Here is a 16,332-nt window from a genome sequence, read left to right on the forward strand (position 1 = left end):
TCGCGTTCTCGGAGTCCTTACAGCTTTGTCATCGGGACGCCGCCGATGAGCATCATCTTGACGCGGCCCGCCGAACCGAAGTCGATCAACACCATCGCCTTGACGCCTGCTCCGGTCGATTCCAGCACCGTACCCAGGCCGTACTTGTCGTGACTGACTCGATCGCCCACGGCCAGAACGAGGTTGGAGTTGCGCCCCTTGGCGGCCCCGAAACTCGGCGAGCTCTGACCTCGATTCGAGGATCCGCCGTAACTGTTCGAGCCGTAACCGGTGGAGCCGTAACCGCCACCTGATCCGTAGCTGCCGGATCTGCCACCACCGATCGCTCGGCCGCCACCGGTGCCGGGATCCTCACGCCGCCAGTCGATCAAGTGCTGCGGAACTTCCTGCAGGAAGCGTGATTCCGGATTGGCGATGGGTTGCCCCCATGCCGAGCGCATGATCGCGCGCGTGAGGTAGAGCCGCTGCCGCGCACGGGTGATACCCACGTACGCCAGACGTCGTTCCTCGGACAGTTCGTTGGGATCGCCGAGTGCCCGCATGTGTGGGAACTGGCCGTCCTCCCAACCCGTCACGAAGACGACCGGAAATTCGAGCCCCTTGGCGGTGTGCAGCGTCATCAGCGTGACGACGCCGGTACCCGAATCGGGAATCTGATCCGTGTCGGCCACCAGAGACACTCGTTCGAGAAACGCCGCGAGCGAACCCGGCTCGGCCAACCCGTCGACGCCGCCGTCGTCCTCGTCGTCACCGGTCTCGAGCGCCTCCTCTGCAACCGCGGCTTGGTTGCGTGCTTCGGACGTGAATTCCCGTGCCACGCTGACGAGTTCGTTGAGGTTGTCGAGGCGCGCACCGTCCTGCGGGTCGCTGCTGGCCTCGAGCTCGGCTCGGTAGCCGGTGCGGTCGAGTACGGCTTCGACGACATCGCCGATGTCTGCGATGTCGTTGCCGTCCCCGTCGGTTGCGGTGAGCACGGCACGGAGTTCGTCGAGCAACTCCATGAACTGCGCAATCAACTTCTGCTGGCGCGAGTTCAGCAACGCCACCTTGCCCGCGGAGGCGTCGTGCAAGGCTTGCGAGAAGCTGATGCCGCGCTGTTCGGCGTGCACCGCGACGCAGGCCTCGGCACGGTCACCGATGCCGCGGCGTGGAGTGTTGAGAATACGACGCATGCTGACGGTGTCGTCCTCGTTGGACAGCACGCGCAGGTACGCGACGAGGTCTCTCACTTCCTTTCGCTCGTAGAACCGAACACCGCCGACGACCTTGTACGGCAGCCCGAGCCGGATGAAGATCTCTTCCAGCGCACGCGACGAGTTGTTGGTTCGATAGAAGACGGCCACCTCGTCGAAACGCACGTCTCCGCCGTCGACGAGTCGGTCGATCTCCGAGGCCACGAACGACGCCTCGTCGTGCTCGTTGTCCGCGACATAGCCGACGATCAACTCGCCCTCGCCGGTGTCGGTCCACAGCTTCTTCTCACGCCGGCCGGTGTTGCGCGAGATCACGGAATTGGCGGCCGACAGGATGTTCTGGGTCGACCGATAGTTCTGCTCGAGCAGGATGGTGCGCGCATCGGGATAGTCGCGTTCGAACTCCTCGATGTTGCGGATCGTTGCGCCGCGGAACGCATAGATCGACTGATCGGCGTCGCCCACCACACACAGCTCGCCCGGCGCGACGGTGCCCTCCAATGCGCCGTCCGCATCGGGGGTGCCGACCAGTTCGCGGACCAGCATGTACTGGGCGTGGTTGGTGTCCTGATACTCGTCGACCAGAACGTGCCGGAACCGACGTCGGTAGTACTGCGCCACCTGTGGGAACGCCTGCAGGATTCCGACCGTCTCGCCGATCAGGTCGTCGAAGTCCATGGCATTGGCCGCGCGCAACCTCTGCTGGTAGATGCCGTAGACCTTGGCCACGAGTCGCGGCAGCTCGGCGGGGTCGCCGTCGGCGTCCTCCACGGCCTTGTCGGGGCCGATCAACTCGTTCTTCAGGTTCGAGATCGCGGTCGAGAGCAGCCGCGCCGAGAACTTCTTGGTGTCGATCTGCAGATCCTTGGAGATCATCGTCAGCAGTCGCCGAGAATCGTCCGCGTCGTAGATGGAGAAGTTCGAGTTCAGACCTGGGAGCAGGGCCGACTGCGCGCGCAGAATGCGCACGCAACTCGAGTGGAAGGTCGAGACCCACATCGCGTTCGCCCGAGGTCCGACCAGGCCGGCGACTCGCTCGCGCATCTCGGCAGCGGCCTTGTTGGTGAACGTGATGGCCAGAATCTGGCCGGGTGACACCCCTCGCTCGGCGAGCAGATACGCAATGCGACGCGTCAGCACCGCCGTCTTGCCCGACCCGGCTCCGGCCACGATGAGCAGCGGCGATCCGGTGTGCACGACGGCCTCGCGCTGCTGGGGGTTCAGGCCCTCCAGCAGGGCGTCGGACGACGTGTTCTTTCGAGACTCGAGGCCTTGGAGGAATGTGTTCATCGTCCGGTCAGGTTACCGGCGTGTACCGACAAACCCACATCCCGTGGTCGTCGGCCGAACCGACGACTTTTCAGGACGGTTGACCCATGGCACACTGGATCGGTGATCGAAAAAACCGTACGTCATCGCCTGCATCGGGTTCGCCGTTGTTCGGTCGTGCGCGCAGGAGCCTGTCGATAGTCGCACCGCCCCTGGTTCCAGACGGGCACCGAACCAACAGGCGATGCAGCTCCGAATACGAAAGGCGTAACGGTGACGGACGACGCAGCGATCCAAGATGTGACCCGAGGAGAGACGATGGCCATGACGACGAAGATCGAATCCGAGACCGCAGTGCCCACCAGCGAAGCCGAGATCAACGACCTGCGCCAGGAAATCGATCGCCTCGATGCCGAGATCCTCGCCGCAGTGCGACGTCGGTCCGAGGTCTCGCAGATCATCGGACGCACTCGCATGGCCTCCGGCGGACCGCGTCTGGTGCACAGCCGTGAGATGAAGGTTCTCGAGCGTTTCAGCAGCCTCGGACAGGAAGGCCACACGCTGGCCATGCTCCTGCTCCGCCTCGGCCGCGGTCGCCTCGGCCACTGATTCACCCTCGGTTGGGCGCGCGGTGCGCACGCCCAACCGGTGTAGCTCACTTCAGAGCGATGTACTTCGTTTCGAGATATTCCTCGATTCCTTCGGATCCGCCTTCGCGGCCGAATCCCGATTCCTTCACTCCCCCGAACGGCGCTGCCGCGTCCGAGATCACTCCGCGGTTGACACCGACCATTCCGCTGTCGATGGCGTCGGCCACCCGTAGCGCGCGGTCCAGGTTCTCGGTGTAGATGTACGACGCCAAGCCGTATTCGGTGTTGTTCGCCGCGTCGATCCCCTCCTGCTCGGTGTCGAAACCGACGATCGGTGCGACCGGCCCGAACACCTCTTCCTTCAGAATCCGTGCCGACGACGGCACGTCGGTGAGTACGGTCGCCGGGTAGAAGTAACCGTCGCCGCCCGGTGCCTCTCCGCCGAGAGCGACGGACGCGCCGTGGGCCACCGCGTCGTCGACGAGTTCCTGCACGGTCTCGAGCTGATCCGCGTTGATCAGTGGTCCGAGCTTCGTATCGGGATCCACGCCCGGTCCGAGCTTCATCTCGGACATCTTGGCGACGAGCTTGGTGGTGAACTCTTCGCGGACGCTGTTGTGCACGTGCAGCCGGTTCGCGGCGGTGCATGCTTCGCCGCCGTTGCGCATCTTGGCCAGCATCGCGCCCTCCACGGCGTCGTCGATGTTCGCGTCGTCGAACACCACGAACGGTGCGTTGCCGCCGAGCTCCATCGAGGTCCGCAGCAAGCGGGTGGCCGACTTCTCGACGAGCGACTTGCCGACGCCGGTCGAGCCGGTGAACGTCAGCTTTCGCAAGCGTGAATCTTCCAGGAGTGGCCCGGTGACGTCACCGGACTTCGATGTGGTGAGCACCGAAAGCACACCCTCGGGCAGACCGACCTCGTCGAAGATCTGCGCGAGCAGCAGCATCGTCAACGGGGTCTCCCGCGCGGGCTTGACCACGATGGTGCAGCCGGCGGCCAGAGCGGGCCCGATCTTCCTCGTGCCCATCGCCAACGGAAAGTTCCACGGGGTGATGGCCAGGACCGGACCCACCGGAGCCTTGGTGACGAGAATTCGTCCGTTGCCTGCCGGTGCCGGGGTGTAGCGGCCACCGATGCGTACGGCTTCCTCCGCGAACCACCGGAAGAACTCGGCACCGTACTTCACCTCGGCCTTGGACTCCGCCAGGGCCTTGCCCATCTCCAGGGTCATCAGCAGGGCGATGTCGTCGGCGCGTTCGGTGACCTTCTCGAACGCCGCCCGCAGAATCTCACTGCGCTCGCGGGGCGGTGTTGCCGCCCAACTCTTCTGCGCTGCAGCGGCCGCGTCGAGCGCCTTCATCGCGTCGGCCGGGGACGCGTCGGCCACCTCGGTCAGCGGCTTCCCGGTCGCGGGATCGTTCACCGCGAACGTCTTGCCTCCCTCGGCGTCGACGGCCTTGCCGCCGATCCACAGTTTTGCCGGAATCGATTCGATCAATGCACGTTGGTCCATACCTCCATGATGCCTCCGCAGTGCTGAATACAAACGAGAACGACGCGCGCGTGACTGTGCACGGGATTACTGTTGGTTGGTATGAGCGTCGATATCACCGGCACGGATGCCTGGCAGAAGCTGACCGATCACCACTCCGCGATTGCCGATACTCATCTGCGGACGTTGTTCGCCGAGGACGCCGACCGAACGCGCACGTTCACTCTCGATGCTGCCGATCTGCACATCGACTACAGCAAGCACCGCATCACTCGTGAGACCGTCGAATTGCTCGTCGAACTCGCCCGCACCGCCGATGTCGAAGGCAAGCGCGACGCCATGTTCGCGGGAGAACACATCAACACCTCCGAGGACCGCGCGGTTCTGCACACCGCGCTGCGTCTACCGGCCGACGCGTCGTTGACCGTCGACGGCCAGAACGTGGTTGCGGATGTACACGAAGTCCTCACGGCCATGGGCGAATTCACCGATCGGGTGCGGTCGGGCGAGTGGGTCGGTGCAACGGGCGAGAAAATCTCCACCGTCGTCAACATCGGCATCGGCGGATCCGATCTCGGACCGGTCATGGTCTACAACGCGCTGCGTCACTACGCCGACGCCGGGATCTCCGCGAAGTTCGTCTCCAACGTCGACCCCGCCGATCTCGTCGGCGCACTCGACGGACTCGACCCCGCGTCGACGCTGTTCATCATCGCGTCGAAGACGTTCTCCACTCTCGAAACGCTGACGAACGCCACCGCCGCCCGGCGCTGGCTCGTCGACGCGCTCGGTGAAGACGCCGTGGCCAAGCATTTCGTCGCCGTGTCCACCAACGCCGAGCGCGTCGCGGACTTCGGTATCGACACCGCCAACATGTTCGGTTTCTGGGATTGGGTGGGCGGACGCTACTCCGTCGATTCGGCCATCGGATTGTCGGTCATGGCCGTTGTGGGCAAGGAAGCGTTCGGCGAGTTCCTCGACGGTTTTCATCGGATCGACGAGCACTTCCGGTTGACGCCTCTCGCCGAGAACGCGCCGGTACTGCTCGGCCTCATCGGCCTGTGGTACAGCTCCTTCTTCGGCGCGGAAACCCGTGCAGTGCTGCCGTATTCGAATGACCTCTCGCGCTTTGCGGCCTACCTGCAGCAGCTGACGATGGAGTCGAACGGCAAGTCCGTCAAGGCCGACGGCTCCCCCGTCACCACGCCGACCGGCGAGATCTTCTGGGGCGAGCCGGGTACCAACGGTCAGCATGCCTTTTACCAATTGCTGCACCAGGGAACACGTTTGGTGCCGGCAGACTTCATCGGATTTGCCGAGCCCACCGACGATCTCCCCACCCGGGACGGCACCGGCTCGATGCACGATCTGCTGATGAGCAACTTCTTCGCCCAGACCAAGGTGCTCGCCTTCGGCAAGACGGCCGAGGAGATCGCCGCAGAGGACACCCCGGCAGATGTAGTGCCGCACAAGGTGATGCCCGGCAATCGTCCGTCCACCTCGATTCTCGCATCGAAGCTCACGCCGTCGGTTGTCGGCCAGCTGATCGCCCTGTACGAGCATCAGGTTTTCGTCGAAGGCGTCATCTGGGGAGTCGACTCCTACGATCAGTGGGGCGTCGAACTCGGCAAGACCCAGGCCCTGGAGCTGACTCCGGTGCTGACGGACTCCGAAGCTCCTGCTGCGCAGTCGGATTCATCGACCGATGCACTGGTGCGCTGGTACCGGGCGCAGCGGGGTCGTTCGGTTTAGGGTCCCACTCCGGCGCGAATCCACGCCCTTCGTCGTAATCTACGCCCCACCCGCCGGGCGTGGATTGCGGCGCAGGGCGTGAATCTTCTGCACATGGATCCGCACCGCCTCCCGCTGCGTCCAATCGGGCATGGACTTCGATCAAGCTGGGCTGTTCAGTCGCGCCGACGCACACCGGGCGGGCTTCACGGACAACGATCTCCGGCGTGCGCGAGCGCAGGGGTCGATCGTTGCAATTCGCCCAGGGTGGTACATGCGAGCTCAGGTGTTCCGCGCACTCGACGGCCCGCAGCAACACGCGATTCTCGCCCAAGCCACATATCTCGATTGTGTCGACGGCGCGGTCCTCAGCCATGTCTCGGCGGCAGTCATCCACGGCTTCGACCTCTGGAACGTTCCACTCGACAAGGTGCATCTGACCATCGGGGCTGGGCACACGAGCAAACGCACACGAAGACGCGAACTACACGGGACTTCCTTGACAGACGACGAGTGGCTCCACAGCCCCCTGGCCACGCTTCCGGTCACCAACCCCGCACGGACGATCGTCGATGTTGCGCGATCCGTTCCGCTCGAGCAAGCCGTCTGCACAGGCGATTATGCCCTCAGACATGGTCACGTGACGCACGCGGAGCTTGCGCAGTCGGTCGAATCAGCCAAGCACCGCTCCGGAATCGGGCGCGCACGACGGGCGATCGAGCTGATGTCGGACCGAAGTGACAGCGTCGGAGAAACACGTGCGCGCTTGATCTTCGGATCCGTCACGCCCGTGCTGTGCAATCAGTCCGTATACGACCACAACGGGGACTTCCTCGCTCGGGTGGACCACGTGTTTCCTGACCTTGGCGAGGTGATCGGCGAGTTCGACGGAATGCACAAGTACGGGGCCGACCCTCGCCGCGTTGTGCTGGCCGAGAAGGAGCGGCACAACCGCTTGCTGGAGCAGGGACGAACAGTGTTCCGCTACGGCTGGGCAGACCTCGCGAACCCCAGCGTGCTGATCGAACGGCTACAGGCCGCACACCGTCGCGCGTTATTGCACGGCCCACCGAGTGGTTGGTTCACCGAGCTGCCGCTACCCAAATCCGCGCCGCTACCGGTAATCGACGCACCGTTCAGGGGGAGTCGACTACCACGAGGGGCGTGAATCCCCGAGCCGACCCACCGACCATCACACCCGCGCCAACACCGCCCCGGTATCCACTCCCGTCGGCAGGGTGCCGAAGGCAATGCCCCAGTCTCGGTCGAGTCGACTGGCGCAGAAGGCATCGGCGACAGCGGAATTCCCATGCATCACCAACTGTGCGCCCTGGAAGGTCAGCGCCATGAGCTCGACGACTCTTCGAGCCCGGTATTCCATGTCGGAAGTGTCGGAGAGTTCCTTGCCGACGCGGGCGATGGCGTCGTCGAGGCGAGAATCCACACCCGACGCCTTGCCGATCTCACCGAAGAACGCCTCGACGCTGTCGGGTTGACGGGCCAGTGCGCGGAGGGAGTCGAGTGCGGCGACGTTGCCGGAGCCTTCCCAGATCGACATCAGCGGCGATTCGCGGAACAACCGAGGCATACCCGATTCCTCGACATAGCCGTTGCCACCGAGACATTCGAGTGCTTCGGCGGCGTGGGCCGGTGCTCGTTTGCACACCCAGTACTTGGTGACGGCCAACGCGATTCGGCGCAGCGCACTCTCCTGTTCATCGCCGCGGGCCGAGCCGTCGGTGGCCTGCGCCAGGCGAGTCATGGCGGCGGTCGCTGCCTCGGATTCGATGGTCAAGTCTGCCAACACGTTTCGCATCAGCGGCTGATCGACGAGCGCAGCTCCGAACGCGGCTCGGTGTCGCGCATGATGGACTGCGCGCACGGTGGCGTTGCGAATTCCGGCCGCGGACCCGATGACGCAGTCCAGCCGGGTCATGTTGACCATCTCGATGATGGTGCGCACGCCGCGACCTTCTTCGCCGACGAGCCAGCCGGTGGCCCCGTGGTACTCGAGCTCACCGGATGCATTCGACTTGTTGCCGAGCTTGTCCTTCAAGCGCTGCAGCATCATTCGGTTGCGGGTACCGTCGGGCAGCACCCGCGGCAACAGGAAACACGACAGTCCGCCGGGTGCCTGGGCCAACGTCAGGAACATGTCCGACATCGGTGCCGACGTGAACCATTTGTGGCCGACGATCGAGTACGTTCCGTCCGACGACGGCGTGGCCGTGGTGGTGTTCGCCCGAACGTCCGAACCGCCTTGCTTCTCCGTCATCGACATACCGGCAATCAGGCCGCGTTTGCTCGAAGGCACGCGCAGTCCGAAGTCGTACTCCCGGGACGCCAACAGAGGCTCGTACTGTGCGGCCAGAGAAGGGTTGTGCCGCAACGCCGGAACGACGGCGTAGGTCATCGAAATGGGGCACATATGGCCGGCCTCGGCTTGTCCCCACACGTAGAACTTCGCGGCGCGGGCCACGTGTACACCCACTCGATCGTCGGTCCACGGGCTGGCGTGCAGTCCGTGCTGGACCGCGACGGTCATCAGATCGTGCCAGTGCGGATGGAATTCGACCTCGTCGATGCGATGGCCGTATCGATTGTGAGTTTTCAGCACCGGTGGGTTCTCGTTGACGAGCCTGCCCCACTCCTGGGCCTCGACTCCGCCTGCGCGAGCACCCAGGAGCCGCACCTCGTCGACCGCCCAACCGCCCCCGGCCCGGTCGAGGCCCTCCAGCAGCGATGCGTCGTCGGACACGTCGTAGGGCGTCAGATCGACTGCCTGATTGAATACCTCATGTGTGCTCAATTCGAACTCCTAACGCACGCAACGAATAAGCAACGAGCCCGGGAACCACGTCCACCGACTCGTGCGAGGACAACGGACCGACCAGCACTTCGCCGACGGCACCGACAAGGCCTGCGGCCGAGATCGCCGCGTCCTGATCGGGAATTTCTCCGGCCGCGATTCCTGCCATGATCGCGTCGGCGAAGGCGGCGGTGAATTTGCGGCGGAACACCAACCGCTCCGCGTCCACTGCTGGATCGACCGGTTCGGCGAGCAGTGCGTAGGCCATCGTGCGGTTCTTCAGGGCACGTCCGGCGAAGGTCTGGACCACTGCGGTGACCCGCTCGGACGTGCTGCCGTGTGCAGCGACGGCGACCACCGCAGCCACTTCGCGGGTGCAGACCTGACGGAAGATCTCGACGACGAGGTCGGATTTGCCGTCGAAGTGCGTGTAGACGCTGCCTGCCGACACACCGGCAGCCGCGGCGACCGAGGCCACCGACAAGCCCGCGTATCCCTTCGTGGACAGAACCTCGACGGCGGCAGCGAGGAGTTTCGTGCGGCCGGCATCGAGCCTGGCCTGCACTGCGGGTGTTCGCCGGTAGGGCATTGAAGGATTGAAGCACTGATTCAGCGCTTCACGCAAGGGGACTCGAGTAGGTTCGTAACCATGCCGGTACGGATCGAACGATCAGGCCCCGTCACCACCATCGTCCTGTCGCGCCCGGAGGCACGCAATGCCGTCGACGGCCCCACTGCCCAGGAGTTGATCCAGGCGTTCGAGGAGTTCGACGCCGACGAATCCGCCTCGGTCGCAGTGCTGTGGGGCGAGGGCGGCACATTCTGCTCGGGAGCAGACCTCAAGGCCCTGGGCACACCGCGCTCGAACCACGCGACCGAACACGGTGACGGTCCGATGGGCCCGACGCGAATGCGATTGTCCAAGCCGGTCATCGCAGCTGTGTCGGGGTACGCCGTCGCGGGCGGTCTCGAACTCGCCCTGTGGTGCGACCTACGGATCGCCGAGGACGACGCGACGTTCGGTGTCTTCTGCCGGCGCTGGGGAGTTCCACTGATCGACGGCGGCACGGTGCGATTGCCACGCATCGTCGGCACCGGCCGAGCGATGGACATGATCCTCACCGGTCGTGCCGTCGATGCCGAGGAAGCGCTGAACATCGGACTCGTCACCCGAGTGGTTCCGGTGGGCCGGGCTCGGTCGGAAGCGGAGGCCCTGGCCGCCGAACTCGCGTTGCTCCCGCAGACGTGTATGCGTGAGGACCGACTGTCCCTCCTCGAACAGGACGGCCTCGACGAGGAGTCCGCCCTGAAGAACGAGTTTCGGCACGGGGCGATCTCGATCAACGCCGACGCGCTGAGCGGCGCGAGCAGATTCGCATCGGGTGCGGGACGACACGGCACCGCGAGCCCGTGAAATCCACGCGCCTGTCGGTGATCGACGAGATATTTCTCCGGACCCACCGCGGCTACGGAATTCCCATTGCGCTCCAAGGCATCTGGCGCACCACCGAAACGGTGAGCACCGAAGAACTCGAGGGGGTGCACGACCGACTCGCCGTCGGGCACCTCGGCCGTCGGGTCGGCACGCCCCGCATACCCGGGGCACGATTGCGCTGGGACATCTCGTCCGAGTCGCTTCCGGTCGACTACGGCACCGATGAGGTCGACGACATCATCGGCTGGGCCGATGCGCAGGCAGACGTTCGGCTCGACCCGCAGTACGGGCCCGGCTGGCGATTGACGGCCGCGCCCATTGCACACGGCGGCACCGTGGTCTCGCTGGTGTGTTCGCACGCACTCGCCGATGCTCGCGAGCTCATCGACGCTGCCGCCCAGGCATTCTCCGAATCCGCACCCACACCGGTGCTGCACCCCGGCTCGGATGTGAGGGACGCGATCTCGATGATCCTGACCGTCCTCCTGCGCTCCATCGCAGCGACGGCGAGGCTGTGGGTCAGCAAGAAGGCCCGCGCCGAACTGCGCGCGTTCACCACCGCCGACAGTGGAGGAATTGCCCCGCACCACGCGCGCAGAATGCAGTCGGTGATCGTGGACATCGATGCTGTGGAGTGGGATTCGGCTGCCCGACGCGTCGGCGGATCGGCCAATTCGCTGTTCGTCTCCGTTGTCGCAGCCACGATGAGCGAACTCGGATCACCCGCAGTGACCGTCGACATTCCTTTCCGCACCGGATCCGGCGACGCCAATGCCATCGGCATGGCCACCGTCGCCGTCCGCGGCGACGACTCGCCCGCGGCCGTCCGGGCAGCGTGCAAGGCGGCCTTCGGCACGCCTGTCGGAGCGCCCGCAGGCTATCCCGCGGAGATCGTCCAACTGCTCCCCCACCGCGTCGCCGCGAAACTCACCTCGACCCCGGGCCGCGGAGAAGTGTTGTGCTCCAACATCGGTGACATTCCGGACGGCGTCACCACGCTCGGCTCCCACCGGTCCTGCGGGCTCGCGACGCGCGCGATCCATCCGAACCCGTCGGGCGCGCTGTCGACGATCAGGATGTCGACCTACCTCTCTCGGCTGGACGGCAACTACACGCTCTCACTCGTGTGCACCGACGACGCGCTGGCCGGATCGACGGTCGAGCTCACCGCGGCTGTGCAACGAGCTCTGGCAACGCGGAACCTGGCCGCCAAACCCTGGTAGGTCTACCGTTGTCGCCATGAACGAGCACGATATCCACACCAAGATCCAGCAGCTCATCGCCACCGAGCACAAGCTCCGCACCGAGGCCCAGTCCGGCGACATCGACCCGGACACCGAGAAGGCCCAACTGGCATCTCTCGAGCATGCTCTCGATCAGTGCTGGGACCTGCTCCGCCAGCGTCGCGCGCGCATCGATGCGGGTAAAGACCCCGACACCGCAACCGCCAACAGCGTCAACCAGGTCGAGGGGTATCTGCAATAAAACTGGTCGTTCCTGCAGGCTCCACTCCTGCAGTAACTACACCATCCGATCCGTCAGCACGTTCGGCAGGAACCGCAACGCCGCGTCGATCCCCCGCCACTTGAGGCCAGGGAGCGCGGCGCGGCGGGTCTCGCTCTCGATCGCGTCGACCATCGCCGACACTCCCTGGTCCAGAGTGGCTGTGAGAGCTGCACTGTCGCCTGCGCCCGCCGACATGTCGGTGGCGATGAAACCGGGCAACAGCGTCGTGATGACGATGTCGGTTCGAGACAACTCGGTGGCCAGCGATTCTCCCAGCGAGGCCACCGCCGCCTTACTGGCAGAGTAGGCCGCCTTGGCACCGGGCAGACCTCGATCGGCGCTGATGGACGAGACGAACACCAGGTGTCCGCGCTTCTGCTCCCGGAAGATCGACAGTGCGGCCTCGGCCTGCGACAGCGCTCCGACGAAGTTGGTGCGTGCGGTCTGCAGGTTGGCGTCGGCTCGCCCGGTACCGATCTTTGCGCCCTTGCCGAGGCCCGCATTGACGATCACTCGATCGAGGCCGCCCAATTCGTCTCGCAGTTCCCCGAACACCTCACCGACGGCATCGTGATCGGTGACGTCGAGTGCTCGGACCGCCACGGTGATGTTCGGATTGTGGTGCATCAACTCGGCGCGGAGTTCGTCGAGTCGGTCCACCCGTCGAGCACACAGCGCCAGATCGCGACCCATGCCTGCGAACCGTCTGGCCATTTCCTCACCGAGCCCCGAGCTCGCTCCGGTGATCAGAATCTTGTTGCGAGTGGTCGCCATAAGCGGCGAGCCTATGTCACTGTGGAGCAATGGCCCCAGAGAGCTCGGAATTCGATGTCATCGTCATCGGCGGTGGCCCCGTCGGTGAGAATGCCGCCCAGTACGCGATACAGGGCAGTGACCGTACCGCCGCCATCGTCGAACACGAACTCGTCGGCGGTGAATGTTCGTACTGGGCGTGCATGCCCAGCAAGGCGCTGCTGCGGCCCAGCGAGGTGCTCGACACCGCCCGGAACATGCCGGGAGTCAAAGAACTGGTCGGCGATCAACCCCTCGACGCAGACGCCGTACTGGCCAGGCGTGAATCCTTCACCCACGGTCTCGACGACTCGTCACAGGTGTCGTGGGCCGAGTCCGCAGGCATCTCGGTCGTTCGTGGCCACGGACGCCTCACCGGAGAGAAGACCGTCGAGGTCGACGGCCGCACGCTGACCGCCCGGCACGCGGTCGTTCTCGCCACCGGAACCACGGCATCCGTCCCGAACACACCGGGCCTGCGCGACGCACGGCCGTGGATCTCTCGCGACGCCACCAACATTCACGAGACCCCGGGGCACATCGCCGTCATCGGCGGTGGCGTCGTCGCGACGGAGGCGGCGACCTGGCTGCTCTCGCTCGGGGCGAAGGTGACGATGATCGTGCGCGGATCGTCGCTACTGGCCGGTTCCGAGCCGTTCGCAGGCGAACTCGTCGCGAGCGCGCTGAAGGAGCGGGGTGCCACGATCATGCTCGACGCCTCCCTCGAATCCGTGTCCCGCGAGAACCCGGCCGACACCGGCATCGGCCGAATCCACGGTGGCCCGGTCGGTCTCGTCGTCGACGGCACCGAGATCGTCGCCGATGAGATCCTGGTCGCCGCAGGCCGCACCCCGGCGAGTGCGGACCTCGGGTTGTCGACCCTCGGTCTCGAGGAGGGGCACTACATCGACGTCGACGATCACCTGAATGTTTCGGGCCTCGAGTGGCTCTATGCGGTGGGCGACGTCAACGGACGCGCGCCCCTGACCCACATGGGCAAGTACCAGGGCCGGGTGGCCGGCGACGTCATTGCCGCCAGGGCCGAAGGAAAGTCGCTGGACAGCAAGCGTTTCCGTGCTACCGCGGATCACGGCCAGGTTCCTCAAGTGGTGTTCACTCCGCTCGAGGTGGCCTCCGTCGGGCTCACCGAGGCCAAGGCCCGAAAAGAGGGCATCGACGTCGAGATCGTGGCACAGGACATCGCCGTCGCGGGTTCGTCTCTCCAGCAGGACAATTACTCCGGCCGCGCGCAACTGGTGATCGACCGCGACACCGACACGATAGTGGGCGCCACCTTCGTCGGTCCGGGCGTCGCCGAGTTGGTACATGCGGCCACTGTGGCTCTGGTAGGCAAGGTCTCGCTCGACGACCTGTGGCATGCGGTGCCGTCGTATCCGACGGTCAGCGAGATCTGGCTGAGGCTACTCGAGGCCCGTCGAACAGCCGATCACTGACGCATGTAGGCCGCGGCGATGCCCTCGTACGTCTTCGGGTCGGCTCGTCTGATGCGTAGTGCCACCAGGACCCCGAGGATCGCGGCGAGAATCAGGACCACGGGGATCGCGTTGACGATCGCTGAATCGGAACCGGTCAGGATGCTGTAATGCGTTCCGGCAAGCACCAATCCGGTCATGAACCCGGCGAAACCGATTCCGGGGGCAATTCCGGTGCGCCACAGTGAGCGATCGGGATGGCCGATGAAGTACACCACCACCGACAGCGCCGCAGCGGCTTGCAGAGCAATGACTCCCAACGTTCCCAGCCCGATGGCACCGGCCGCATAGATCAGGTACGGGTCGGCACCGGTCACCGCGAACGCGGTCAGCGACACTGCAGCCACCACCGAGGCGGTGACGCTGCCGATGTGCGGGCTGGAGTGGCGCGGGTGAATTCGGCCCAGCCGCATCGGAAGTACTCGCTCTCGTCCGAGGGCGAACAGATATCGACTGGCCGCGTTGTGCACGGCGAGATACGACGCGAGCACACTGGTGCACAGCAGCACCGCGGTACCGTCGTACAGCACGGTTCCGCCGTACTGCTGCGCCAGCGTGAACAGAAGATTGCCCAATTCGCTCTCGGCCAACATCGGTGCATCGACACCGCCCGCGGCCCCCACGATGATCCAACTCGTCAACACGTAGAACACCGCTATCAGCGTGACCGCGATGAACGTCGCGCGCGGGATGCTGCGCCGGGGATCCTTGGTTTCCTCGCCGTACAGTGCCGCAGACTCGAAGCCGATGAAGCTCGAGAAGGCGAACATCATCGCTATCCCCAGCGATCCGGAGAACACTTGCGTCGGCGTGAACGACTCCAGCGGCACCGCCGCGGTTCCCTTGTCACTCACCACCAGGACGTTGAACACCGTCAGGAAAGCGAACTCGAGCACCATCAGCGTTCCCAACACCTTGGCCGAGAGGTCGGCATTTCGGAAGCCGAGGAATGCGACAATGACGACGGCGGCTGCGGTGAAGACGTACCACGGAATGTCGATTCCCGAATCGGCGAATACCAGATGCGTGAAATATCCGAATGCGCCCGAAAGCCCACACGCCAGCGAGGTATATGCGACAACTGCGACATATGCGGCAGCAACGCCGGGCGGCTTTCCCAGCGCGAGACCGATATAGGTGTAGAACGGCACCGGTGCTGTACACCTGCTGGCTGATTGCCGCGAATCCCACCGAGAAGCACAGCAGTACAACAGCACTGATCGCATAGGCAGCGGGAAGGCCGGCACCGTTGCCCCGTATCAGAGCCAACGGTACGTTGCCGATCATGGCTGCCATGGGGGCCGCAGCGGCGACCACGAGAAACACCACTCGACCGGTGGTGAGAGTACGTCGATCGGACATCGTTCGGACGCTACTCGTAGAGAGAGCACAATGCTGACATGGAATACGTGAAGGTCTGACATGGAATATCAACGTGGTTTCGACAGACTGGTCAACTTCAGTGACGCCGTGGTCGCCATTGCCGCGACGCTGCTGGTGCTACCACTCGTCGAACTGGCGGATCCGGGGCAGAGCGACAGTTTCGTGGACGTCTTTCGCGAACACGGAGTCGAGTTCTACGCTTTCGTACTGAGCTTTCTAGTAATTTTCACCCAGTGGCTCAGCCACCATCGCGTCTTCCGAGATCTGATCGGTTACACACCCGCCCTGATGTGGGTCAATTTCGTCTGGCTGCTCTCGATCGTCTTCCTGCCGTTCCCGACGAAGTTGATCGCCGAGAAGAACGGTTACGACTCGAGTTCGTCGACGCTGTACGTTGCCACCATCGCGGTATCGGTCATCTCCATGTTCGTCGCGGACATCATCGTCTCCCGGCACCCGTCCATCTTGGCCGAGGATTCGAGAGACCTCGAGCGCGTCCGCAACGGTGCGATCAGTTCGGTATTGATCCTGATCGCGTTCGGTGTCGCTTTCACCTCGCTCGGCCTGTGGTCACTGATGATCCTGCTGCTGACCAAGCCGATCAACCATCTGGTGAGCCGCCGGGCCGAGTAGAT

14 protein-coding genes are annotated in these 16,332 nt (G+C 64.6%); 8 read left to right on the top strand and 6 right to left on the bottom strand.

The window, feature by feature from the left end; all coding sequences use genetic code 11:
* Positions 1 to 17: 17 nt before the first annotated feature.
* Positions 18 to 2,483 carry a DNA helicase PcrA gene (gene pcrA / locus AABD04_RS18065; RefSeq protein ID WP_341441984.1) on the bottom strand — a complete coding sequence of 822 codons (2,466 nt, stop codon included), beginning with the start codon at positions 2,481 to 2,483 and terminating at the stop codon, positions 18 to 20.
* 297 nt (positions 2,484 to 2,780) lie between these two features.
* Between pcrA and AABD04_RS18070 the strand changes: the two genes are divergently transcribed.
* The gene (locus tag AABD04_RS18070; RefSeq protein ID WP_243593958.1) at positions 2,781 to 3,071 is read left to right on the top strand and encodes a chorismate mutase; all 291 of its coding nucleotides are present in this window, start codon (positions 2,781 to 2,783) and stop codon (positions 3,069 to 3,071) included.
* Between the two features lie 46 nt (positions 3,072 to 3,117).
* Here AABD04_RS18070 and AABD04_RS18075 read toward each other — a convergent pair whose 3' ends face one another.
* Positions 3,118 to 4,569: an NAD-dependent succinate-semialdehyde dehydrogenase gene (locus AABD04_RS18075; RefSeq protein ID WP_341441985.1), complete on the bottom strand. Its 1,452-nt coding sequence runs from the start codon at positions 4,567 to 4,569 to the stop codon at positions 3,118 to 3,120.
* 81 nt (positions 4,570 to 4,650) lie between these two features.
* Here AABD04_RS18075 and pgi point away from each other — a divergent pair, with 81 nt between their 5' ends.
* Positions 4,651 to 6,300, top strand: a complete 1,650-nt coding sequence (gene pgi / locus AABD04_RS18080) for a glucose-6-phosphate isomerase (RefSeq protein ID WP_341441986.1) — start codon at positions 4,651 to 4,653, stop codon at positions 6,298 to 6,300.
* 253 nt (positions 6,301 to 6,553) lie between these two features.
* Positions 6,554 to 7,447 (top strand): hypothetical protein, encoded by an 894-nt coding sequence (locus tag AABD04_RS18085; protein WP_341441987.1) that lies wholly within the window; start codon positions 6,554 to 6,556, stop codon positions 7,445 to 7,447.
* Between the two features lie 24 nt (positions 7,448 to 7,471).
* On the opposite strand, the gene AABD04_RS18090 is transcribed toward AABD04_RS18085, so the two are convergent.
* Together AABD04_RS18090 and AABD04_RS18095 are read right to left on the bottom strand one after the other, a co-directional pair.
* The gene (locus AABD04_RS18090) at positions 7,472 to 9,088 is read right to left on the bottom strand and encodes an acyl-CoA dehydrogenase family protein (RefSeq protein ID WP_341441988.1); all 1,617 of its coding nucleotides are present in this window, start codon (positions 9,086 to 9,088) and stop codon (positions 7,472 to 7,474) included.
* Positions 9,075 to 9,677 carry a TetR/AcrR family transcriptional regulator gene (locus tag AABD04_RS18095; protein ID WP_341441989.1) on the bottom strand — a complete coding sequence of 201 codons (603 nt, stop codon included), beginning with the start codon at positions 9,675 to 9,677 and terminating at the stop codon, positions 9,075 to 9,077. The genes AABD04_RS18090 and AABD04_RS18095 overlap by 14 nt, the downstream gene beginning before the upstream one ends.
* Before the next feature lie 60 nt (positions 9,678 to 9,737).
* On the opposite strand from AABD04_RS18095, the gene AABD04_RS18100 reads away from it, so the two are divergent.
* Genes AABD04_RS18100 through AABD04_RS18110 form a run of 3 tightly spaced genes read left to right on the top strand, consistent with a single transcriptional unit; the run spans position 9,738 to position 12,008 of the window.
* Entirely contained in the window at positions 9,738 to 10,502 is a 765-nt protein-coding gene (locus AABD04_RS18100) for a crotonase/enoyl-CoA hydratase family protein (protein WP_243593715.1), read from the top strand.
* Entirely contained in the window at positions 10,499 to 11,746 is a 1,248-nt protein-coding gene (locus AABD04_RS18105; protein WP_341441990.1) for a hypothetical protein, read from the top strand. Before AABD04_RS18100 ends, AABD04_RS18105 begins: the two co-directional genes overlap by 4 nt.
* A 16-nt stretch (positions 11,747 to 11,762) precedes the next feature.
* Positions 11,763 to 12,008 carry a DUF2630 family protein gene (locus AABD04_RS18110; protein WP_341441991.1) on the top strand — a complete coding sequence of 82 codons (246 nt, stop codon included), beginning with the start codon at positions 11,763 to 11,765 and terminating at the stop codon, positions 12,006 to 12,008.
* Between the two features lie 36 nt (positions 12,009 to 12,044).
* On the opposite strand, the gene AABD04_RS18115 is transcribed toward AABD04_RS18110, so the two are convergent.
* On the bottom strand, positions 12,045 to 12,803 hold the full coding sequence (locus AABD04_RS18115) for an SDR family oxidoreductase (protein WP_341441992.1): 759 nt from the start codon (positions 12,801 to 12,803) through the stop codon (positions 12,045 to 12,047).
* A 29-nt stretch (positions 12,804 to 12,832) separates the two neighbouring features.
* Here AABD04_RS18115 and AABD04_RS18120 point away from each other — a divergent pair, with 29 nt between their 5' ends.
* Positions 12,833 to 14,275: a dihydrolipoyl dehydrogenase family protein gene (locus AABD04_RS18120; protein ID WP_341441993.1), complete on the top strand. Its 1,443-nt coding sequence runs from the start codon at positions 12,833 to 12,835 to the stop codon at positions 14,273 to 14,275.
* Here the strand turns inward: AABD04_RS18120 and AABD04_RS18125 are convergent.
* Complete coding sequence (locus AABD04_RS18125; RefSeq protein ID WP_341441994.1) at positions 14,269 to 15,465, bottom strand: APC family permease; 1,197 nt, start codon at positions 15,463 to 15,465, stop codon at positions 14,269 to 14,271. The genes AABD04_RS18120 and AABD04_RS18125 overlap by 7 nt on opposite strands.
* 271 nt (positions 15,466 to 15,736) lie before the next feature.
* Between AABD04_RS18125 and AABD04_RS18130 the strand changes: the two genes are divergently transcribed.
* Positions 15,737 to 16,330, top strand: a complete 594-nt coding sequence (locus AABD04_RS18130; protein ID WP_341441995.1) for a TMEM175 family protein — start codon at positions 15,737 to 15,739, stop codon at positions 16,328 to 16,330.
* Positions 16,331 to 16,332: the final 2 nt, after the last annotated feature.

It is taken from the genome of Rhodococcoides navarretei, assembly GCF_038069675.1.
Classification (GTDB): domain Bacteria; phylum Actinomycetota; class Actinomycetes; order Mycobacteriales; family Mycobacteriaceae; genus Rhodococcoides; species Rhodococcoides navarretei.